Source organism: Brevibacillus fluminis, from assembly GCF_003710825.1.
Lineage (GTDB): Bacteria > Bacillota > Bacilli > Brevibacillales > Brevibacillaceae > Brevibacillus_D > Brevibacillus_D fluminis.
Genome location: NZ_RHHQ01000012.1, coordinates 56,160 through 78,041, shown reverse-complemented (window position 1 = coordinate 78,041; position 21,882 = coordinate 56,160). Strand labels below are relative to the sequence as shown.

Sequence of the window (21,882 nt, the reverse complement as noted above, 5' to 3'; positions counted from 1 at the left end):
CATTCATCTTTTTTTTTCCAGCTGCCCCAGTGTATTTTCCACACCATTTTTACCCTCATTTGATGGCTCCATGCCCATTCCGTAAGGCAACGTCATCGTCACTTTCGTCCCTTTCCCCAGCTCAGAGCTGATCGTCAGGCTGGCGTCCGGGATGGCTTCGAGACGCTGGCGGATATTTGCGATGCCGATCCCTCCATCCCCTTCTTTTTTGCGTTCACCTTTAAACAAGAGAGCAAGCACCTCAGCTGATATGCCAATGCCGTCATCCACGACCTCGATCCGTATCTGCCGCTCTTCCGCTAGAATCGTCAAGGTTACCTCGCCGCTTCCTTCTTTTTCGAACAGCCCGTGGCGTATCGCATTTTCAACAAACGGCTGGATGCTTAACGAAGGAATTTCTGCCTGTAACACGTCTTCATCGACGCTGCACGTAAAGGAGAAGCGATCGTCAAAGCGCGCTTTTTCAATTTCCACATAGGCTTCAATCAAATCAAGCTCCCGCTCAAGTGTCACAAACAATTTGTTGCGGTCCATGTCGAGAATAAAACGCAGGTACTGGCTAAGCATCGTGAGCAAATAAGCCGCTTTTTGCCCATCCATATAGCAAAAACCAATAACGCTGCTCAGGGCATTGTACAGAAAATGAGGCTTGATCTGCGCTTGATGGAATGCTTGCTCATTTTGAAGGGCGTCTCGGATGGAAGTTTTCATCGCAAGCAGCGTCTGAATCCTCGCGATTAATGTCTTCGCGTCAAACGGCTTGGTCAGATAATCGTTCGCACCCGCTCGATAGCCGAGCGCAATGTCGTGCGGCGTATCTTTGACCGTCGCGAACAAGATCGGCAAATCGAGGATGGAATGCTGCTGCCTCAGCTGCTGGCACAGCTCGATGCCAGACATGCCGGGCATCATGACGTCCAGGATGATCAAATCGATCCGTGGGTGAATCTGCATTTTGTCGAGCGCTTCTTTTGCGGAGAAAGCGGTGATGACGTTATAACGATGCCGCATCAAAATCGTCATGAGCACATGGATATTCGTGACCTCATCATCCACGACAAGGATCGTCTGCCCATGCTGCCCATCAAAATCAAGTGGCGCATCATGCGGGAAATCGTTCGTTTCCATTACTGCAGCCGCAGCGATTTCCTGATAGGCTGGCTGCACCGGTGAGATCGGCAGCGTAAAGTCCATACGCGTTCCTTCACCGACTTGGGACCAAGCTACCTTGATTTCGCCTCCCATGCGCTCGACGAGCTTGCGGCTGATGTACAAGCCGACTCCCATGCTTGTGTATCCATCCCGCGGAAGCGGCTGATCCAGCTGTTCGAAATAGCCGAAAATCGCCTCATGCTTGTCATGCGCAATGCCTGTCCCCGTATCTTCAACCGATACCGTCACCATACCATTGGCGGCGATCGCCTTCACGGTAATGGAGCCTTGGTCGGTATGCTTGATTGCGTTGTGCACGAGATTGTACATGATTTGGCGCAGCCGGTTTTCATCTGCCAATACCCACACCTGATTGCCAACCTGGTTGTCCAGCCAGACGTTTTTTCCAGTCAGCTCGAATCGCAAGATATCAAACACCATCTGCGTTACGACCCGCACATCCACCAATGTCAACGAGAGTCGCAGCTCGCCTTGCTTCAGCCGCGTCACATCAATCAGATCATGGATCAGCATCGACAGCTTGATCGACGTATCTTTGATGAGCCGCAGATTTTGGCTTTGCTTGGGCGATAAAGGGTCTTCCTCACTCTCCAGCAGGTAGCTCGTAATGTTTTGGATCCCGTGAAGCGGCGTCTTCATTTCGTGAGACGTGTTCGTCAAAAATTCGTCTTTCAACTCGTTCGACACCGCCAGCTGACGTGAAAGGATTTCCGTCGTCTCGTACGCGGTGTTGAACCGGACAGCGAGCAAAATATTCATGAACGTGATGAAGCTGACAACCGCGATTTTTCCCCACATATCGGTCAGAATCAGATTATCGGCATACATGGAGCCGATCACGAGCGAAGCCATCAATGATCCGCTTGAACCGATGCAGAGCAAAAGCTCTTGCTGCGTAGAGGACGACTCTCGGCGATGTTTGATGTACAAAAAAATCATCCGAATCAGCATGAAGAGATGGGCAATCGTAATGTAAAACAAAAACGGCACTTTGATTTCGGAATAAACCGAATACGGGAGCAGCAAAATGGTTGCGATGAAGACCATGACCGGCATATTGATCCACCTGAGGTTGCGTCTTGAGAGCAGGCGCTGGTCGATCGACTGAAAGAACATCAGAAGCAGCACTGCGCTCACATACATGCTCGCATCCTGTATTTTGTAGGCGAACTCAAACGGTATGCCGGGAAGAAGCTGCAGCACGATCTTCTCCCCATAGATCGATTCGTACAGGCCCAAGCAGACCATATAGAATCCGCTGTACAAATAGGTCCGCTCCTTCATGCGCAAAAAATAAAACCCGAGATGGTAGGAGCCCAGCAGCAATAGGAATAAAATTTTAGCGATATCGGTCCCGACCTGAATGCTGTTTAATTTGGCGATATCCTGATGCAGCCCGAACTGGATTGGATTGACGATCCCGCCGGTGATGAACATGAAATTGGCGACAGGGATGACGATCTCCACTTCCTTACCGCCAGGATAAAAAAATGCTTCATACGGCGTGTTCCCTGGCAGATGCGCGTCCTTCTCAACAGCTGGCTTGCCGCTTCCGCCCTCCAGCCTTCCATTGATGTACAGCTGATGGGACATGCGGATACTGCGCGTTTTGAGCCCCACTATTTCACCTGTCATCGAATCCGGCAAAATCACTTTCAACCGATAGGTGCCGTAGCCTTTTCGGCTGTAGGAATTGCCCTGGGAGGCTTCGCCCTTCCATGTGCCCGGCACGCTAATATAGGAAGGAGTACCGCTGCTCCCCTCACGGAACGCGGGGGGCTCCAGCAGTTTCCCCGGATAAAACTCCCACTCGCCGTCAAGGGGTACTATCCCCTTTTGCTTAAAGTCCCACTGCGTCAAATCCAGCACCCCGTGCTTCGCCAATGGCGTGTGGTCATTTGGTATGGTCTGGTTGTAGATACCCACGAAAATGGCGATCGAGAGCAAAAAGATGATGCTCATACCGAATAGTTTGCGATTCATGCGTGCGTTCAAAAAGGAGTCTCCCTCCGCTCACTTTAGCCTCGCCTTCATGATAACACCCCTTGCTCACAAAAAACTCACAAACATCGGGTGGGCCGTGAACGATTCAAGACGATTGCCTTTCTTATATAGAAACAGGCACTCCCGCAATGGAGCGCCTGCATGTTTGGAACCAACTTTTTTAATTGGCTTTGACTTCCTTACCAGAAAGCCCTTCAAAATTGGCCCGCTTCCGTCCGAACACGGCATACACAATCCCTGCGCCGAGCACGGTGACGGCGATCAGGCCAAGATACACATTGCTGTAAAGTGCAGCCGCTCCCGGCACCGCAAACGGATTGACCGGCGATACCGTACCCGTATGATCGATAATTTTGCTGATGACAGCACCGCTCACGGCCCCTGCCATGAAATTCGTCAATGAAAAAATCCCCATTCCCACTCCCGTCTGGCCAGCAGGCAATGTCGTCGACACCACTTTTGTCGTCGAAACTTGGAAAAACGACATCCCGACATTCACAAACACAAGGCAGGCGGCGACAATCCACGCAACGTGTCCGCTTGCGGTCGAAAGAGCAAATTGGCCAAGCATCATCAGCAACAGCCCGATGAAAAGGACGAACAGGCTGCCTTTGCGGTCGGCCCACTTTCCGCCGTACCGTCCCAGCAGCGCGGCGCTCATCGCACCGGGGAACATCACGAGTCCCATCATGCCGGTTTCCATGCCTAACACATTGTGCAGCATCATCGGCGTAACCAGCAAAATCGCAAAGGATGCTCCAGAAACGAGAAAGCAGCTAATCAGGGCGCTTCTGTATTGGGTATTGGCCAGAAGTGACAGCTGAATAAACGGCTGCTCTGCTTTTCGCATGCGAACTGTGAACAGCACGAGCAAGAACAGGCTGACCAGCAAAAACCAGCCATTCCAACGCGTGATGCACAGCATAAAGGAAGCGACCGTCCCTGCGAGTAAAACAGCTCCCGGGAAATCAAACGAACCCGGCTGCGTTTCCTCGCGAGGCAGCCATTTGCGAAAAAAGGGCACAGTCACGAGCGTGATGACGGAAATGAGAAACAAATACCGCCAGTTCAGCGAGCTTGCGATGAAACCTCCCAAGATCGGCCCAACGCCAGCGCCGAATGCGATGGCAGATGCAATGATGCCGATGACCTGACCGCGGCGCTCGACAGCAAACAAACGCACCGGCAAAAGCATCGCCAATGCCGGGATCGCTGCCGCACCCGCTGATTGCACGAGTCGCGCGGCGATGAGCATGCCGTAATTTTGCGAGGCGAACCCAAGGATGGAGCCTGCCGCAAACAGGAACAGCCCTGCCGTAAGCAAACGCCTGAGCGGAAATCTGTCGGCCAGCTTGCCATAGGTCAGCGAGCCGATCGCATACATGATGGAATACCCTGTCACCACCCAGCTTACCTCCGATGGCAGCAACCCAAAATCTTTCGCGATGTCACTGAGCGCGATGTTAAACATCGTCACGTTCGAGACGGAAAACAGCAGGATAAAGCAAAGCAGACGCACGAGCTTTGGCGCATGCTGTGCGCCTTCATCCGGTGAATTGGCATGGATCGATTTCGAATTCATTTGCTCTCTTCCCCTTCCGTTAGTTAGTACTAACTAACATAATGTCTGTAAAAAAACTAGGGTGTTAAAGCCCTAGTGAACAGCTGGACACTTGTTTCAATAAACTGCTCAAGCGGAACCGGCGCCTCCAACGCGCTACCGTTCAAATAACCCATAAATGCGCCGTGATTCAGCCACAAAAAAGCGATGGCGTGCGTCGTCGGATCAGTCGGAATCATTTTGCCCTTTGCCTGCATCGCCTTGAAATACTCCGTCAGCATCTCTTGCAGCTGTCGCGGATGCTTATGCGTCTTTTCCCGAAAGCCCGGCAAATTGCCGCTCTCCTTCTGGATGATCAGGATCAGTTTCCGGTTGCGGTACATGATCTCGTGGTAGGTTTGACTGACAAGCAGTAAATCGGTATGCAAATCCCACACGATCCGGTCTTTGAACAGCTGCTTCATCTCGACCGTATAGTAAAAACGGTCCACCGCTGTCTCCAGCAAATTTTGCTTGCTGCCAAAGTGGCGGAACAACGTCATTTCGCTTACGCCAGCCGCAGCTGCGATTTCCTTCGTCGACACGCCCTTGTATCCTTTTTCCGCCATGAGATCGATCGCTGCCAGTAGCATTTTGTCATTGTTGGTATGAGTGTTGTGCGTATCCACGTTGTCAGCCCTCTCTATTGTTAGTGATCACTAACAATCATGAGAAGATCATACTGCCATTTCCAGTGATTGTCAACCGGGCAATTGCACCTCTTCGCTCTAACTGCACGTACATATTTAACCATTGGCAAGCCTACCTCTCGCTATAGTATAATGAGGAACGTCTGGCATCTGCCTGACGACAATTTCAGAAGACATCCATGCACCATGCATGGGAGAGGTTCGCGAACTCCCTCTATAAAAAACTAAGGAAAACAATGCCCTTGGTATTGTTTTGTTTTTTTCTGAAAAACGTACCGCGCTTTTCAATCGAAAAACGAGTGACGTTTTTCACTAGGGTGGACATGACCGCATGCGGTCGCACGTTCAAGAACTCTCTTTCTTCGTTCAAACGAAAAGGAGATGGAGAGAATGAAGCAAGAAAAAGCCGTTGTTGTTTTTAGCGGCGGACAGGACAGCACGACATGCCTGTTCTGGGCCAAAAAACAGTTTGGCGAGGTGGAAGTGCTTACCTTCAACTACGGGCAGCGCCATAAGCAGGAAATCGAATGCGCACGCGCCATTGCCGCCGAGCAAGGCGTCAATCACACGATTTTGGACATGAGCCTGCTGAATCAATTGGCCCCCAATGCACTCACCCGCGACGATGTGGCGATTGAGCAAAAGGAAGGCGAGCTCCCTTCTACATTTGTAGACGGACGCAACCTCCTGTTCCTCTCGTTCGCCGCCGTCTATGCGAAACAAGCGGGCGCCCGCCATCTGGTGACCGGCGTCTGCGAAACAGATTTCAGCGGCTATCCGGATTGCCGCGACATTTTTGTAAAGTCTCTTAATGTCACATTGAATCTGTCGATGGACTATTCATTCGTGATCCACACCCCGCTTATGTGGTTGAACAAAGCCGAGACGTGGAAGCTGGCCGATGAGCTCGGCGCATTTGACTATGTGCGCGAAAAAACGCTCACCTGCTACAACGGCATCATCGGCGACGGCTGCGGCGAATGCCCGGCCTGCAAGCTTCGTAAAGCCGGCCTTGTCTCGTATTTGGCCGAACGTCAGGAGGCGAATGCGTAAATGAGTGGTTTCTACGATTTTCGCATTGTGGAAGGCTTGCAAAAATTCGGCACGGACATTCAAAAAGAGCAGCTGAAATATCACAAGAAACGGGTGTTGGTCAGCAAGGAATTCACCTTTGACGCCGCCCACCATCTGCACTGCTACGAAGGAAAATGTAAAAATCTGCACGGTCATACGTACAAAGTCGTTTTCGGCATCAGCGGTTACGCCGACGACATCGGGATCGTGATCGATTTTGGCGATATAAAAAAGATTTGGAAAGAACACATCGAAATTCATCTTGACCACCGGTACTTGAATGAAACGCTCCCCTTGATGAACACGACAGCGGAAAACATGGTCGTCTGGATTTTCGAGCAAATGGAAAGCCAGCTGACAAACGGAAACCGCGTCGAATTCGTTCGCTTGTTTGAGACGCCGACAAGCTACGCCGAAGCAAGACGGGAGTGGATGTACGGTGAGTAACATTCCGGTTTTAGAAATTTTCGGCCCCACGATTCAAGGGGAAGGGATGGTTATCGGGCAAAAAACGATGTTCGTCCGCACCGCTGGCTGCGACTACCGCTGTAGCTGGTGCGATTCCGCGTTTACGTGGGACGGAACGGCGCAAGACCAAATCCGTCAGCTGTCGCCTGAGGACATTTTGGCCGAGCTGCGCGAGCTTGCCCAGGATCGTTTTTCACACGTGACCATCTCAGGAGGCAATCCTGCACTAATCAAAAGCATCGGCGGACTCGTCGAACTGCTGCATGCAAACGGCATTCGCACGGCCATCGAAACGCAAGGGACTAAGTGGCAGGACTGGCTGCTCGAAATCGACGAAGTCACGATTTCGCCTAAGCCGCCAAGCTCCGGCATGACCACCGACTTTTCCCTCCTGGACGACATGATTGAAAAACTGGCGGCCAATCCGCGTAAAAATCCGTTCAGCCTGAAAGTCGTCGTGTTCGATGAACAAGATTTCGAGCATGCGCGGACCATCCACCACCGTTACCCGCAGGTGCCCTTCTTTTTGCAGGTCGGTAATGATGACGTCCATCTCGCGGACGACGAAGCGCTGCGCAATCAACTGCTGGCCAAATTCGAGTGGCTGATCGACCGAACCATGGTCCAAAGCGACATGAACGACGTCAAAGTGTTGCCGCAGCTGCATGCGCTAATGTGGGGAAACAAACGCGGCGTCTAATCGATTTTTTGCGAATGAACACGAATGAGGAGCGTATGCGCCATGACAGATAAAACGAAGATGAATGAAAGCACAAACGAATCCCGCGACTTGTCACACCTGACGTTGCTGGGCAATCAAAACACCGCCTACAACTACCAATATGATCCGAGCGTGCTGGAGACGTTTGACAACAAGCATCCTTACCGCGACTATTTCGTCAAATTCAACTGCCCGGAATTCACGAGCCTCTGCCCGATGACCGGCCAGCCTGACTTTGCGACGATTTACATCAGCTATGTGCCAGATATCAAAATGGTCGAGAGCAAATCGCTCAAGCTGTATCTGTTCAGCTTCCGTAACCACGGCGACTTCCACGAGGATTGCGTGAACATCATCATGAACGATTTGATCAAACTGATGGACCCGCGCTACATCGAAGTCTGGGGCAAATTCACCCCGCGCGGCGGCATCTCCATCGATCCGTACTGCAATTACGGCAAGCCTGGGACGAAATATGAGCAGATGGCGGAGTATCGGATGATGAATCATGATATGTATCCGGAGAAAGTGGATAATCGGTAGGGATAGGATTAAAAAAATGGGAAATCCCTTTTTTATTAGGGTTTTCCCATTTTTACGTTTGCCGCTTAATGCCTATAAAACAGTAAAAAGTAAATTTCTCACTAGTGAAGGTGAGACAAAGGCCCTGCAACCACAATTGCTTATCATTTGTTAATCTGTAATAACAAAAGAGTTAATCATATTATCAACTACAGGGGAATATTTATCTATTTCGCCATTTAAGCAAGTAAAGACAATAATGTAACCAACTTTCCCCTTCAATAGATACGTAGCTTTATACGCGAGGTCCAAATTGTCACGTTTTGCAGTATAAATAATCTGAATAGCAGGTACATTATTTATCTTTAAGCTTGAAGTTTTAATAACGTTCATCTCAGGTGTTTGTTTCTTTATAGTATCAACCATTCCATTGACATAGTTTTCTATCGGGGAAGTAGCCTCGGTTGGTAAAGAAAAAGCACCAGCACTTACATTTTCAGTGTACATATCTTGATCATTCTCTTTTGGAGAATCGAACATAACTCCTACATTTGGTTGTTTACTATCAATTGACCATGTACTCGGATAGTTTATCGAAAAATGATTTTCATTATCCTTGTATATAAGGTATTCAACATTTCCATGTGATGAATTACTAGTTGAGCACCCAAATAACAAAAATGAAATAGAAAGAATCTGAAGTGCTATCATAAATACCTTATGTCTGTTCATCATTTTCCCCTTAGTAAAAGAATACTTTTTTGTATTCTATTATGGCCTAGTACCGCCTTCTGATCTATATCTGTTTGCCTCCTCGTGTGCAGCATCTTTTACTTTCTGTCTCTCTACCGGGTCCTTAATCTTGTCTGCTTCTTTCCATTTTTCTTTAGCCTTATCAATCTTATCATTTAATTCTTTTTCGCGTTCTTTCACTTTATCTAGTTTTTCGTCTTTATCGATAGTCCCTCCCTTTTCTCTTGCATCTTTGGCTGCTTTTTCAGCTTCTTGCTTTCCTTTTACGTCGCCTGCTTTATCTGCAGCTACCCACTTTTCTTTTGCTTCAATAATTTTCTTATTTTGTTCGGTTACATTATCCATTGTTTTATCAATTGCCTTTTTTTCTTTATCAGTCATGTCTCCATAACCTTTTTGCTTACCTTGATTCATTAACTCTTTCAGAGACTCTCCAGATTTAATAATCCGATTTCCCTCAGTCTTCGCATATTCTCCAACCGCAGATGAAATACCTAATTTAGAATCAACTACTGAAATTGTATACGCGACTCCAGCAGCGAGTAATGAACCTCCTGCAGTTTCAGGAGCCAATCCAGCTGCAGCTAAGGCCCCAGCTGTACCATACTCGGTAATTAATGCACCAGTACCAGCTTCCGCCACAGCCTGTCCTATAGTCTTATTACTACCTAAATTCATTTTTCCTTGCGATAAATTTGCTGCCATATCCTGCTTAACGTCAATAATGGACATCCCTAATCCCGCCATTTTCCCAACAGTTCCTGAGAGCACGGGATTTTTTGTTACTTTCTGGGCACCTGCGTCTGTATATTGTGTTGTAATATTTCCCATTGCTCCACTAACCGCTGCCTCATTAGCTGCTTGCCCCCACGTCTTCTCCTCTTTCACAGGAAAATTAGGATCTTTTACTCTATCTATTGGTTGTTTTGGAGTAGGAGTTTTGCTATCCGAATCTTTCTTTTCCGGTTTATGCATAATTTTATCTAGATCTAACTTCACTGCGTCAATTGGTGTTTTCGGAACTTGCTTTCCCCCTGGGGCACCCCCATCATCAACTTGTTTAACTGTAATTACTTGCGCTGTTTTTTGATTGGAATTGGTAGAGGCCTTATAAAGAGTTGTAGCTTTCTCACTTATTGTAACTATATCCTGCCGAGAATTACTCGGGGTAATAGACACTGTATTGCTCAATGTAGTAGGTGGCATTTTAACAACTGTAGGCTGTGAATGATTTTGAAGCTCTTTCTTGGCTGCATCGCTTATGGTAACAGTATCACGATCTCTAGGAGGGCTTTGTACGTATTGTTGTTTGGAGGGAGTTGAAACAATAGGCGCGTTCTTTGTTGGAGTTGATGTTGTATTCGTTGTTGTCTTTGGTGGTGTAGATGTTTTTTGATTTGACGTATTCGTTTGAACAGCTGCTTTACGTGCTGTTTCGCGAATTACACTTGCAGTAGCCATAAAAACCCCCTTTAAATGGTATTTTTTGTAATACATCTCAATATATTTGAGTTTTATTTTTGAAACAATACCATTTTTTTCAATATAATGACGGAATTTTGACAGATACATACATTTGTTTGTTTTCTTGCAAATTCAATAATCGATAAAAAAACGCATAAGCCCTGGCAGCAACATCCACCAGGGCTTACATATTCACCTTGAATCATCGGTACTACTTTGCTTCCACGGGAACTAAACGATTACATCCTCTCTAGCGCCCAACCCACTCCCTACTACTTCTGCTTCCAAGCACTCCGAGTCGCCGCCTTCTTCCAAATCGCCCGGTTCTCATCGGTCGCTGCCGGTTCCGATTCTCCGAAAATAGCGCGTACCCAATGGCCGTCCGTTGGATTCGGCAATAAGATAAACTTGCTTCCATAAAGATCCTTATCCTGCTCCATCAGTTTGGTACGCTCATCCACGTCCTTCACGTAATACACGCGGCGGAAGTCGTTCAGGTTATCGCCCAGGTAAGAAATTACGTTATAGGTTTGCGCGATCTCGTTCTGACGGGGCTCTTTGTTGGAGGTGTCTCTGTTCACGGTCAAGTGAGTCTCATCAGCATACGGGAATTTGAGCCGCTTCAGCTGGGTCAGCGCGTATTTGTAGGTTCTTGGCCCTTGGTCGCGGTTGGAGACATAGTAAACCTCCACTCCTTTTTCCTTGCAGTAATTCAAGAAATCCAACGCCCCTGGAGAGGCGACCATTTTGTACTGCGGAATCCACTTGTCCCAGATGGCATCGTCAAAAAAGTCCATATTATTATTTATCAGATAGCCCCAATAGTTGACGGGGAGCAGGACCGTGTCATCCAAGTCCGTGATGATCGCTAACGGCTTGTCTCCCGGCTTTTGGTTGGCGAGTGCCAGATCGACCTGCATGCGCGCAATGTTGAAGGCTTGGTGGTAAAGCGCTTTGTATTCTGCCGCTGTCTGCTTCCATGCTACCGCTACGGTCAAAATGTTGCCGACGTCGCTTGTCGTGCTTTCAGCAGCGGGTGCTTGTTCTTGCTGTGCCGCCTCTACGGAAGGCTGACTGGTCGACGCTGACGCGTAACCGGCTGCCGTGCCAAGTGCAATGATACTTGCGAGCATCATGGATAGGTGTTTTTTCATGTTTGGTTCCCCCTCATTTTTTTATCGCATCAAATACGGTAACGACGGTTACAGTACTTTTTGCAGAAATAGTTGTGCCCGTTCACTTCTAGGCGCGGTGAAAAACTGGATGGGTGGTGCATCCTCGGCAAGTTGGCCTTGATCCAGAAACAAGATCCGATCCGCCACCTCCCGCGCAAATCCCATTTCATGCGTCACGATGGCCATCGTCATGCCGGAATAGGCGAGCGATTTCATGACCTCCAACACCTCTTTGACCATTTCCGGATCGAGTGCAGAGGTCGGTTCATCAAAAAGCATCACCTCCGGCTCCATTGCCAATGACCTGGCGATGGCCACTCGTTGCTTTTGACCGCCTGATAACCGGGACGGGTACGTGTCAGCTTTGTCCGCTAATCCCACCCGCTTCAGAAGCTCCACCGCTTTTGTGGCAGCTTCCTCCTTCGACACGCCTTTCACCTGGATGGGCGCATACATAATGTTTTGCAGCACGGTCATGTGCGGAAACAGGTGAAAGTGCTGAAAGACCATCCCAATCTTCTGACGGACCTGCATGACATTTGACTTTGAATGCGTCATCGCTGTGCCATCGACGAGGATCTGGCCGGATGTCGGGGTTTCTAACTGGTTGATGCAGCGCAACAGCGTTGATTTGCCTGAACCGGATGGGCCAATGATGGCGACGACCTCTCCCTTTTTTATCTCTGTTGAAATTCCCTGGAGAACTGGAAGGCTACCAAACGATTTGGTTACGTTCTCAATCTTAATCACTGCGCCTCAACCTCCTTTCAAAACGGCGCGCTGCAGCGGTGAACCCGATGACCATGACATAATAGAGCAGTCCCGCTACGAGCAATGGCTCAAAATAGATGAATTTCTCGGCAGCTACGATATTGGCACGGCGCAGTACATCGGTCACCCCGATCACGGAAACGAGTGCGGAATCTTTCAGCAGGTTGATGCTTTCATTCACCAAGGCCGGTAGTATGTTTTTTAATGCTTGCGGAAAAATGATGTCGATCATCATCTTGCGGTACGGAATCCCGAGCGCAATGGCCGCTTCGCGCTGCCCTTTGTCAACGGCGAGAATCCCCGCACGTATCGTTTCTGAAGTATAGGCGGCTGAGTTTAAGCCGAATGCAATCACGCCCGCCCCGAGTGGGGAGATGTCATAGCCAGTCAATTGTGGAATGGAAAAATAAATCAATGTCAGCTGCAAAATCAGCGGCGTTCCTCTGAAAATCGAGGTGTAGAAGACTGCCAGTCCTTTCAGGGGTCGATTGTCTGAGATTTTGATTAACGCAAGCAGAGCGCCCCCAAGAAATCCGACGCATGCGGACAGCAAGGTAAACTGCATGGTATCGATAATCCCTGACAGGATATAGACCAGCTTGTCGCTGATTCGTGAAAAATCAAGGCCCACGTTTTGTTACACTCCTCGCTGCTGCTTATTTGTCAAACCATTTTTTCGTCAGCTTGTCCAATTCGCCGCTTTCCTTCAGCTTTTTAATTGCTTGATTAAACTTCTCCGCATTGGGGGAACCGATTGGCAGCGCGATTGCGTATGCATTTTCCCCGTTGTCCGGGAGCGGGTTCATTTCCAAATGGTTGCCTGACACCACATACCCCTTTGCAACCGTATCCTCAATAATCGCGGCCTGTGCCCGACCAGTGATTACTTCCTGAACCAAATCGCCAATTTTATTAAGTGGCGTTACCTTCATGTCCTTTATTTGCTTGGCGGCTTCTTCAACAGTGGTCTGCTGTGTGGAGCCCAATTGGACAACGACGTTCTTGCCTGCCAAGTCCTCCATTTTCGTCAAATGGCTTCCTGCTTTCGCGACAATTGTATTTTTTGCTTCATAGTAGGTATCCGTAAAAGCCACGCTTTTTTTCCGTTCCTCTGTCGGCGTCATGCCAGCCATGACAAAGTCTGCCCGGTTCGCCTGCAAAGAAGGCAGCAGCCCGTTGAAATCCATGTCCTTGATTTCCAGATCGACTCCGATTTCCTTCGCGATGTATGTGGCAATATCGACGTCAAGCCCCACGATTTCATCCTTGCCGCCCGATGTATCATGAAACTCATACGGCGGATAATCTGCCGAGGTCGCCATGACCAGCTTTTCCTTCGTTGAAGCCTTTTCCGTTTGGCCTTTTTCTTTTTGCTCCGCACAGCCAACGAGAGCGCTTACAAGTACAACAAGCACAAGCGCGTTTGTCACCCATGAGCCGTTTCTTTTCATTGCTTCTCCCCCTCTGACATCTTTTTCTATACAGCTCGTTGCCTTTATGAGCATGATAAATTGTCATTCTGACATCATTCTGACATTCATCACAATTCAGAAAACAAAAAAACGACTTGAATCGGAAAAACAACTCCGTTTCAAATCGCTTTTGATCCCTAGAGGGATTTCAGTAATGTTTCATAATGCTTTTCCATTTTAAGAGAAGGCGTGCAGCCCATTTCTTTCCTCAACTCGTCGCAATACTGCTTGTATTGTCGGATGAGTGCGGGCTTATCTTTGCGCTTTCCGTAAATATCCAGCGTCACCATACAGGCCTTTTCCTCATACGGAAACAACTGCAATAGCTTTTTCGCGTATTCCATCGCTTGCTCGAACGACTGCTTTTGCTCGAAATAATCGATCAAGCGGTAGGACAACCGAATATATTTTTGGTTGATATGTTCACTGTGTGCCACGCTCCACAGATAGGCTTTATTTGCAAAAAGCTCTCCACGATAGTACGCTTCCGCTTTCATCAGCGACGCCACTTCTTCCTCGGGCAGTTCGTTATGCTTTGCCCAGGTTGAGCTCAGCCTTTCAAATTCCAGATAATCAATCGAACATTCCCCGACCTCCACCCAGTAGCCATGGCTATTGCTTTTTATCTGCAGCGGTAGCTGCTCATTCGCAATTGTTTTTTTCAAACGGTAAATGGACGTATGGAGATTGGTAGTGGCTTTATCAGCGTCGAGGGCGGGCCAAAGCAAATCGCACAGTTTCCATTTGTCTACCGGTTTTCCCGGATGCATGACCAGGTAAGCCAAAAGCTCCTCAACCTTTGCGGTAATCCATTGCACCTTTTGCGAAGAACGGTTTCCGTAGACTTCGAATTCCCCCAAGCAGAGGATTTTTGCTTTCGGCAATTGCTCTAGGGACTCCTGTGTGGATGGAGGCTTGTGTGGAATCGTTCGGCTCATAATTTTGCGAACCACTCGATTCATTTCCTCCGCGTCGACAGGCTTCAAAATATAATCCAATGCATTCACTTTAAATGCTTCGATCGCGTACTGACTATATGCGGTGACAAAAATGATATGCATCTGGCCATGAATCTCCAGCATCTTTTCTGCCAAATCCAAACCATTCATGTCTGGCATTTCGATATCTACAAATGCGACATCGGGTTGAATCTCCTCGATTTTTCCAAGAGCCGTTTCCGGGTGGGTAAACTGCATGACCACTTCCAATTGACCATTTTGTTCAATGGCCCGCTTGAGAAGAATGTGGTTTGGTTGCTCGTCATCGATGGTTATCGCACGCAGCATGGGCATTTCCTCCTGGTTGATGAAGGCATAAAGTCTCTCTTCAGTTGTGTAATTCACTTTATTCCTTGAGCGGTAATGGTAACGTAATGATCGTGCCACGGTCTTCTTTGCTTTCGATGGTCAGTTGTTTGCCTGGATAATGTCCCAGCCTTTGCTTGATGTTGGCAAGACCTACGCCAGACACGGTTTCCTTCCGAGACAAAATTTCTTTGATTTTTTGTTCCGACATCCCGACACCATCGTCTGACACGATGACGGTGATCGATTCGCCGATTTGTTTGACAGAAAGACGCACCGTGCCACCCTGTGCTTTTTTCATAACCCCATGCCGGATCGCATTCTCCACTAACGGCTGTATCAGCAGTGGCATAATCCGTTGCTGTAGACAGGCTTGATCGATATCGAAAAAGATCTGAAGCCGTTCTCCATATCTGGCCTGCTCAATATCCACATATGATTTCACCAGTTCGATTTCTCGCTGGATCGTCACCAGCTCTCCCCGATTATCGGTATTGAAGACGATTCGCAAGTATTTGCTGAGACTGTTCAACAAATCCCCCGCTTTTTCCGAATCGGTATAGCAAAAGGCCATGATCGCGCTTAACGCATTGTATAAAAAATGAGGTTTGATCTGTGATTGCAAATAGGCCATTTCGTTGATGGCTACTTCTTTTTCGAGTTTTTTCGAAAACTTTTTGGTTCGAATAAAGCCGTACACCAAAAGCGACAGCACAACGACGGCAATCAGCAAAACAAATGCGATCAAATTTCGGTTTCTCTTTTGCTCGATATACCGGTTCCGAAGCTCGCTTTCCCCTACCTGATAGGCAGCCACCATTTCACTCGAATCGAAATAATTCATGGCCCGATTTATGATCGGGATGACTTGTTCCATCTTATCGGACTGTTTTAAAAAATAGCAGTAATATTTCGGTGACTCTCGCAGGCGATAAACCGAGGTCAGATCAAAAAGCTCATTCTCATAAAAATCTTCTAAAAAGACATTCTCGTTTTGAATGATATAGTCGACACGTCCATTTTTCAATCCGCGATACATGTGGCTGTCACTGTCAAAGTACGTGATTTGCTCTTTTGGGATGATGGTCTCGATAAAATCTGTAATCGATGTTCCCTTCACGATCCCTACTTTTTTATGAAGCAGCTCTTGGGCGTATTTCAGCTTTTTCCCGTTCTCCGCCTTTGCGATCACCGTATAGTACGTGGAATAATAAGGCTGCGAAAAGAGTCCGAATTTTTGTCTGGTTGGCGTCATGCTGATGGGAAAAAGGACATCGATCTCCTTGCTTTTCACTTTGGCTACTTTTTCTGACCAGCTGATGTTTTCATCATGAACGAGTGTATAGCGCAACCCGATCATCGTTGCGATGCTCTCAAAAAGATCGACGCTCGCACCTGCATAGTGATTTTTGTTTTCATCATAAAAGGAAAGGGGTGTAAAGTTGTCATCCACCATAACGCGAAGGACGCCGATTGAACGCAGCAATTCTCTTTCCTGTTCCGTCATATAAAAATGGTGATACAAATACGCCTTTCGTATTTCTTTGTCATATTCCGAAACGGTTTGCCCGATGATACTGGCGATCGCTTTGTTTAGGATCGATTGCAACAGCGGATTGGAGCTACTGACACAAACGCGGTAGGTTTCATCGTTTTTGGGATTGGGTACGGGCAATGCCAAGAGGCCGTGATCGATAAAGCTTCGATAGTTCTCGACGTTGGCGTAAATGAAATCAATCTTTTTGGCCATAAATGCTTCATACGCATCCGAAATGCTTCGGTAAGGAAAATACGTGATATCGTTGAATTGGTTCAGCGGTTGACTATCTTCACTCAACAGATTGACCGTTCCGATTTTTTTCCCTTCCAGCGCGTACCCTAGCGAGTCATACGTTATCTTTTTCTCATTCGAGTAAAAGATGTAATTCATATTGTAGCTTATCGGTTCGCTCAGCAGGATACCAGAATATTCTGCCGGATGCCGATAAATGATTGGCGCCACATCCAAGGAACCGTTCGCGATTTTATGGAACACATCCTCTGGACCGCTGACGGCAACATAAGACAGCTTGAGCCCCAATGTCTCTTCTAAAAAGGAGTAGAATAGTTGATTGACACCGTAGTTTTTGCCTTTCTCGTCAAATTCATAGAATCCGCCCATGAAACCCGGCGCAAGCGGAACTTTCACCTGTTTGTTTCTCATTTCTTTCAGGTACTCCCGCTCTTCCGGTGTGAATGGAATTGATTCGCTAGAAAAGGATTCTGCTGCACGGTGATACTTTTCATAGATTTCATCATATGTCGTTTTTGATGAGGAGGGTTCTGCAACCGCCAAACCCGATGTAAGAAACCAAATCACTAGTAACAGTACGATCACTTTTTTGGCAATCAATCTCTCAACTCCCCATGCTGCTTTGCCTGAAAAGAGTGTACCATCCAGTATGGGCATACGCCAGCGTTTATCCATTCTGTCCTTATGGTTCCCTTTACAATCTGTCTCTTCACAAGCAGGCAGAGATTCTCTACGATTACGATACTGAAAATACGAAAGGAACTGATTGCAATGGGATTGGAAATGAGAGAATGCTGTGAAAAATGCCAGAAACGAGTCGAGCCTGACCAGGAAGCTTACATCTGCAGTTATGAATGCACATTTTGCAAAGATTGCACGGATGACATGAATGCCATTTGTCCGAACTGCTCTGGTGAGCTTCTTCGCCGACCGAGAAGAGCAAAGCGCCAGTAGTAGCATTAGCTCCCCATGGGGAGTTTTTTTCGTTATATCGATGATGGATCTGCCTTATTTCGAGAATGTTTGATAGTCGTCCAATCACGCTCTTATGTTCCACCATATTTTGAGGGTATCGAACTAAAGGAGGTGATTTTTTTGGCACGTATTCTCGATAAAGCAGCTGTTCAGCCACGTCGCTCTTTCAATCTAGCAACATCATTTACGATCAGACGCTCTCCAGGAAGGACTCGTCTAGCAACCATTCGATTGCGAATACCCGTCTCCAAATCTCAACCCAACCGGGTGGAATTAGTGGCAACGGTTGGTGTCCGAGGGGTTACCGGTATCGCTCAAATTCTCTTTCGAATCTTCCGAGACGGAAGGGAAATTTTCAACACACTGCAAGGTATTGAATCAACTGGCTCTGAACAAAACTACGTGGTTACATTTCAGGCGATCGATCGAAATGTACGATCAGGTACTCATGTTTACACCGTAACCGCAGAAAATCGTACGGCCAATACTAGAGCTGACGTTGTTGGTCCTATTTCCTTTAGTGGATTGGCCGTTCAGACGAGCAGCTAAACAAAGAAAAATCCCCTAGGAACGTTCCTAGAGGATCATCGATCATGCAGGTGCTTAAGGTGCTGGTGGCATTTGATTACTCATAATAGGAGCTGTGCCTGGACTTTTCACAGGTGTCCCTGTCTGTGTGCCTGTTAATGCCACAGGAGTTACTTCAAGCTGAATAATTTTACCAACATCTGCAGGCGTTGGGGTATACGTATTTGAGGTCGCACCAGGGATTGCTACTCCATCCGCATACCATTTGAAGGTAGTTGCTCCTTCTAGATCATTATTCGCATCCAGATAAACATAATTTCCTACCTGCGGAAAGCCAACAATGGGCAGACCAATTACCATTACATTGGCTGCTATAGGTGCTGCGTTACCTTGACTATTCTCGTCTTATTCCTCTCGGGTTTATAACGAGCCTACACCGTGCGGGCGCCTTTCAGCGCACACGGCGTTCCATCAGCCGTACAATCTCAATCCTCCTGTTTTCAGTTTGCTTATTTCCCCACAAACAGTGTACACCACCGATTTGAACAAGATCTGAACATCTCTCACTGTGTGAATGAATGACTTCGATCTTCTGTCGATACTCACCGTATGGACGGAAGCGTAAAAAAGAGGAGCCGCTATTGCGGATCTCCTCTTTTTTTACGATGATTCCAACGCCTTCCCTTGTTTTCTTCCCTACCAAATGACCGTTTCCCCATCATTTAGCAATATGTCGACTCTCCAACCGAAATTATCGTCCGACAACGAAAACTCGAACATGGCTACCCCATCTGGCCCTGTCACTGGGGATGCTGCCGTGACCGGAAATACGGCAGTTTCCACATGAGCACTTACATATGGCTGGCCATTGACTATCACAGTGTGGTTATCGCCATCCTCATTGTCTATCTCGACTTGGTATTTGAACACATAGTCTGGGATCGGGTTCCCGTAGCGATCTTTTGCCGTCAGCTTGAACTGGTTGACGCCAGGCAAAGAAATGATATCCCCATCCCCCAATAATTCTGCGGAAGATGTGGAAGACGAAAAAGCCCCTGCTTTCACAGACTGGGTCACCATCGCATCCTGATAGCCAGTGGCTACAACTGTAATGTGATGATCACCGACCGTTTGGATAACGTCTTTTCGAATCGTAACTTTTCCATTCGTGAGCGAATAGTCATCGGGGCTCAGAATACTACTGCCCAGTTTGACCGCCGTTACTTTGGAGCTCCATACCGAATCATCCGTAAAGGTAATCGTCAGATCATTGTCTACATTGTTGTCCGTCTCATCGGCATGCAATGACGGTGTAACGCTATTCTCGTCTTATTCCTCTCGGGTTTATAACGAGCCTACACCGTGCGGGCGCCTTTCAGCGCACACGGCGTTCCATCAGCCGTACAATCTCAATCCTCCTGTTTTCATGGTGCTTATTTCCCCTCAACCAGTCTACAAAAGCGATTTGAACAAGATCTGAACAACTCGGTACAATTCGGGGCGGCCATGGGTTGGGGCCGCTCGCTTTCTCCGCTGTCCACTTCGCCGCCTTTTTTCCGGGGGCCACCATACTCCCTCTGCCATCACGCTTTCTTTTCCTGTTGCACATCCGCTCCTTCATCCTGCACCAAGCCCCGCGTGGACTGCTTAAACTCTTTTAACGTATGCCCAATCGCCCGGCCGAGCTGTGGCAGCTTTTTCGGTCCGAACAGAATTAGCGCCAAAAGGAAAATCACGATCAAACCGGGGATACCGATCGCACTCATCTTCCCTCACTCCTCCTGCATTTGACGTTATGCCTGCTTTGCAACTTTTTGGCTTTGCAGAATTTGTTGTGCCGTCCGTTCGCCCGATTCCACAGCGCCATTCAAAAAGCCGTAATACTCGGCCGTATGCTCACCGGCAAAATAGCAATTCTCTTCCGGCTCCGCGGCCGCTCCGTAAAATTTGGTGTATTGCCCGACGCCAAAGTACGAGTAGGCGCCTTTCGTCCATTTGTAGCTTGGCCAATAATCCACCGTCGCTTTGCCGTTCCATTTGCCGGTGATCCCCGGGAATACCGGCTCCAGTTGTTTCAGCAAGGTTTGGGCGTGGGCTTGCGGGTCGCCGTTCGCGAACGTTTTGGCGATATCGCCGCCGGTGAAGCTGACCATCAGGCCGGCTTGTCCGGATTGGTTCCGCGACACTTCCCATACGTTGGCATAGCCTCGATCCCCATAGCTTGACCCGTTTAGCCCGAGCGTACGCCAGTGTCGGTCGGTAAACTGGACGTTCAGCTTGGAGCAAGAGCCGAACCCGAGCTCGCGAATGACCCGCGACTTCAGTCGGGAGAATCCGGCCTGGCTGAAATCGACGGAAGAACCCAGAATGGAGAACGGCAACGCGAGAACGACCTGATCCGCTTTCACGTCTTTCGTCGTTTCTCCTGTCCGGAACGTCAGCTTGTACCCGCCATCCTTCTCTTTTTTGATGGCAATCAGCTCGTGCTCGGTGTTGATCTGCCCTTTCAGCACTTCGGCCATTCGGGTCGGAATCAGGTCGTTGCCACCACGCACGTGGAAGCGCTCATCCGAGCTACCGGTAAACGACACGTTTCCGTGCGGTTTGTACGAGCCGAACGTCTCCATCAAAATCAGGGCGCTTTGCTCTTTGATTTCCGCTCCTGAATTGGCCGTAAATGCAACGCGCAAGAGCCTGCCCATGCGTGACTTCAAGCCGCCGGGAACATTGTCGCGAATCCAGTCGGCAACGGACATCCGGTCCAGCTCCTGGGCCCGGGCGGTGGATGACGCATAGGAATAGTCGCCCGCATCCTTTGCATCCCGCTCGATGATCGGCAAAATTTGCTGGAAGTCGTTTGCAATGTCGCGCAGTGAATACGGTGCGTTGTCGATGTAGTAGATTTCCTCCGTGCCCGAAAGCTCGGCAGCAGGCAGATCATCGAGCGTCAGGCCAAGCTCTTTCGCCAGCTTGCGGATGTCTTGATGCTCCGTATCGATCAGTTCACCGCCATGCTCCGCGATCTGGCTATCAGCAAAATCTCCCCGGCGCGTGTAGCATCTGCCGCCAACCCGTTTCGCCGCCTCGTACACCTCAGCCTCGATCCCTTTCGTCTTTAACCGGTAGGCACAGGTCAAACCGGCCAAGCCCGCACCAACCACGACGATTTTTTGCGACGTCTTCGCTTCCGCTTTCGCGGCCGAAGCGCCCATGCTCCACAGCGTCGGCGGGACCGCTACAGCAGCGGCCACCAAAGCGGTCCCTTTCAAAAAGTCGCGGCGAGAAATCGCTTTTTCCATTCGTTCCGCAATCACTTGATCGACGCTGATGTTACGTTCGTTTGCCTCCCGTGCGATAGACGCTGCCTTTTTCAAATTTTGCCCGAGGATACTTCTCATGAGTAACTGCCCCCTGATATTTTTGTAAAAATTTTATT

General features: G+C 48.5%; 21 protein-coding genes and 1 riboswitch. Of the genes, 6 read left to right on the top strand and 15 right to left on the bottom strand.

Annotation, left to right across the window (positions count from 1 at the left end; all coding sequences use genetic code 11):
• Window positions 1–3 precede the first annotated feature (3 nt).
• From EDM56_RS14575 to EDM56_RS14565, 3 genes are all read right to left on the bottom strand, one after another.
• A complete protein-coding gene (locus EDM56_RS14575) occupies window positions 4–3,168 on the bottom strand; it encodes an ATP-binding protein (RefSeq protein WP_342772394.1) in 3,165 nt (1,054 codons plus the stop codon).
• A gap of 169 nt (window positions 3,169–3,337) precedes the next feature.
• Window positions 3,338–4,759, bottom strand: a complete 1,422-nt coding sequence (locus EDM56_RS14570; RefSeq protein ID WP_122918632.1) for an MFS transporter — start codon at window positions 4,757–4,759, stop codon at window positions 3,338–3,340.
• A 56-nt stretch (window positions 4,760–4,815) separates the two neighbouring features.
• Complete coding sequence (locus EDM56_RS14565) at window positions 4,816–5,406, bottom strand: TetR/AcrR family transcriptional regulator (protein ID WP_425456316.1); 591 nt, start codon at window positions 5,404–5,406, stop codon at window positions 4,816–4,818.
• Window positions 5,407–5,617: 211 nt separating this feature from the next.
• Window positions 5,618–5,661, top strand: a riboswitch (PreQ1 riboswitch).
• A gap of 156 nt (window positions 5,662–5,817) precedes the next feature.
• Here EDM56_RS14565 and queC point away from each other — a divergent pair.
• Genes queC through queF form a run of 4 tightly spaced genes read left to right on the top strand, consistent with a single transcriptional unit; the run spans window position 5,818 to window position 8,233 of the window.
• Window positions 5,818–6,480 carry a 7-cyano-7-deazaguanine synthase QueC gene (gene queC / locus EDM56_RS14560; protein ID WP_246009391.1) on the top strand — a complete coding sequence of 221 codons (663 nt, stop codon included), beginning with the start codon at window positions 5,818–5,820 and terminating at the stop codon, window positions 6,478–6,480.
• Window positions 6,481–6,948 (top strand): 6-carboxytetrahydropterin synthase QueD, encoded by a 468-nt coding sequence (gene queD / locus EDM56_RS14555; RefSeq protein WP_122918630.1) that lies wholly within the window; start codon window positions 6,481–6,483, stop codon window positions 6,946–6,948. It abuts the gene before it with no gap.
• Entirely contained in the window at window positions 6,941–7,669 is a 729-nt protein-coding gene (gene queE, locus EDM56_RS14550) for a 7-carboxy-7-deazaguanine synthase QueE (RefSeq protein WP_122918629.1), read from the top strand. The genes queD and queE overlap by 8 nt, the downstream gene beginning before the upstream one ends.
• 42 nt (window positions 7,670–7,711) lie before the next feature.
• A complete protein-coding gene (gene queF / locus EDM56_RS14545) occupies window positions 7,712–8,233 on the top strand; it encodes a preQ(1) synthase (RefSeq protein WP_246009390.1) in 522 nt (173 codons plus the stop codon).
• A 150-nt stretch (window positions 8,234–8,383) separates the two neighbouring features.
• Here the strand turns inward: queF and EDM56_RS14540 are convergent, their stop codons facing one another.
• The 8 genes from EDM56_RS14540 to EDM56_RS14505 form a co-directional block, all read right to left on the bottom strand.
• Window positions 8,384–8,944, bottom strand: a complete 561-nt coding sequence (locus tag EDM56_RS14540; RefSeq protein WP_183192445.1) for a PsbP-related protein — start codon at window positions 8,942–8,944, stop codon at window positions 8,384–8,386.
• 39 nt (window positions 8,945–8,983) lie between these two features.
• Window positions 8,984–10,537 (bottom strand): hypothetical protein, encoded by a 1,554-nt coding sequence (locus tag EDM56_RS14535; protein ID WP_122918627.1) that lies wholly within the window; start codon window positions 10,535–10,537, stop codon window positions 8,984–8,986.
• A 164-nt stretch (window positions 10,538–10,701) separates the two neighbouring features.
• The gene (locus EDM56_RS14530; protein WP_221175980.1) at window positions 10,702–11,583 is read right to left on the bottom strand and encodes a 5'-nucleotidase, lipoprotein e(P4) family; all 882 of its coding nucleotides are present in this window, start codon (window positions 11,581–11,583) and stop codon (window positions 10,702–10,704) included.
• A gap of 48 nt (window positions 11,584–11,631) precedes the next feature.
• Complete coding sequence (locus EDM56_RS14525; RefSeq protein ID WP_122918626.1) at window positions 11,632–12,354, bottom strand: amino acid ABC transporter ATP-binding protein; 723 nt, start codon at window positions 12,352–12,354, stop codon at window positions 11,632–11,634.
• On the bottom strand, window positions 12,347–13,006 hold the full coding sequence (locus EDM56_RS14520; RefSeq protein ID WP_122918625.1) for an amino acid ABC transporter permease: 660 nt from the start codon (window positions 13,004–13,006) through the stop codon (window positions 12,347–12,349). The genes EDM56_RS14525 and EDM56_RS14520 overlap by 8 nt, the downstream gene beginning before the upstream one ends.
• A gap of 25 nt (window positions 13,007–13,031) precedes the next feature.
• Window positions 13,032–13,826, bottom strand: coding sequence for a transporter substrate-binding domain-containing protein (locus EDM56_RS14515; RefSeq protein ID WP_122918624.1), 795 nt, complete (start codon window positions 13,824–13,826; stop codon window positions 13,032–13,034).
• Between the two features lie 158 nt (window positions 13,827–13,984).
• Window positions 13,985–15,133 carry a response regulator gene (locus EDM56_RS14510; protein WP_183192444.1) on the bottom strand — a complete coding sequence of 383 codons (1,149 nt, stop codon included), beginning with the start codon at window positions 15,131–15,133 and terminating at the stop codon, window positions 13,985–13,987.
• Between the two features lie 58 nt (window positions 15,134–15,191).
• Window positions 15,192–17,543 carry a histidine kinase gene (locus EDM56_RS14505; protein ID WP_183192443.1) on the bottom strand — a complete coding sequence of 784 codons (2,352 nt, stop codon included), beginning with the start codon at window positions 17,541–17,543 and terminating at the stop codon, window positions 15,192–15,194.
• A 171-nt stretch (window positions 17,544–17,714) separates the two neighbouring features.
• Here EDM56_RS14505 and EDM56_RS14500 point away from each other — a divergent pair, with 171 nt between their 5' ends.
• Together EDM56_RS14500 and EDM56_RS14495 are read left to right on the top strand one after the other, a co-directional pair.
• Window positions 17,715–17,897: a DUF1272 domain-containing protein gene (locus EDM56_RS14500; RefSeq protein ID WP_122918621.1), complete on the top strand. Its 183-nt coding sequence runs from the start codon at window positions 17,715–17,717 to the stop codon at window positions 17,895–17,897.
• A 141-nt stretch (window positions 17,898–18,038) separates the two neighbouring features.
• Window positions 18,039–18,467 carry an exosporium protein C gene (locus EDM56_RS14495; RefSeq protein WP_122918620.1) on the top strand — a complete coding sequence of 143 codons (429 nt, stop codon included), beginning with the start codon at window positions 18,039–18,041 and terminating at the stop codon, window positions 18,465–18,467.
• Between the two features lie 54 nt (window positions 18,468–18,521).
• Here EDM56_RS14495 and EDM56_RS31185 read toward each other — a convergent pair whose 3' ends face one another.
• From EDM56_RS31185 to EDM56_RS14480, 4 genes are all read right to left on the bottom strand, one after another.
• Window positions 18,522–18,806, bottom strand: a complete 285-nt coding sequence (locus EDM56_RS31185) for a hypothetical protein (protein ID WP_148040390.1) — start codon at window positions 18,804–18,806, stop codon at window positions 18,522–18,524.
• Between the two features lie 336 nt (window positions 18,807–19,142).
• Complete coding sequence (locus EDM56_RS14490; RefSeq protein ID WP_122918619.1) at window positions 19,143–19,751, bottom strand: DUF1533 domain-containing protein; 609 nt, start codon at window positions 19,749–19,751, stop codon at window positions 19,143–19,145.
• 278 nt (window positions 19,752–20,029) lie between these two features.
• The gene (locus tag EDM56_RS14485) at window positions 20,030–20,212 is read right to left on the bottom strand and encodes a twin-arginine translocase TatA/TatE family subunit (RefSeq protein ID WP_122918618.1); all 183 of its coding nucleotides are present in this window, start codon (window positions 20,210–20,212) and stop codon (window positions 20,030–20,032) included.
• A 27-nt stretch (window positions 20,213–20,239) separates the two neighbouring features.
• Window positions 20,240–21,844, bottom strand: a complete 1,605-nt coding sequence (locus EDM56_RS14480) for a flavin monoamine oxidase family protein (protein WP_122918617.1) — start codon at window positions 21,842–21,844, stop codon at window positions 20,240–20,242.
• Window positions 21,845–21,882: the final 38 nt, after the last annotated feature.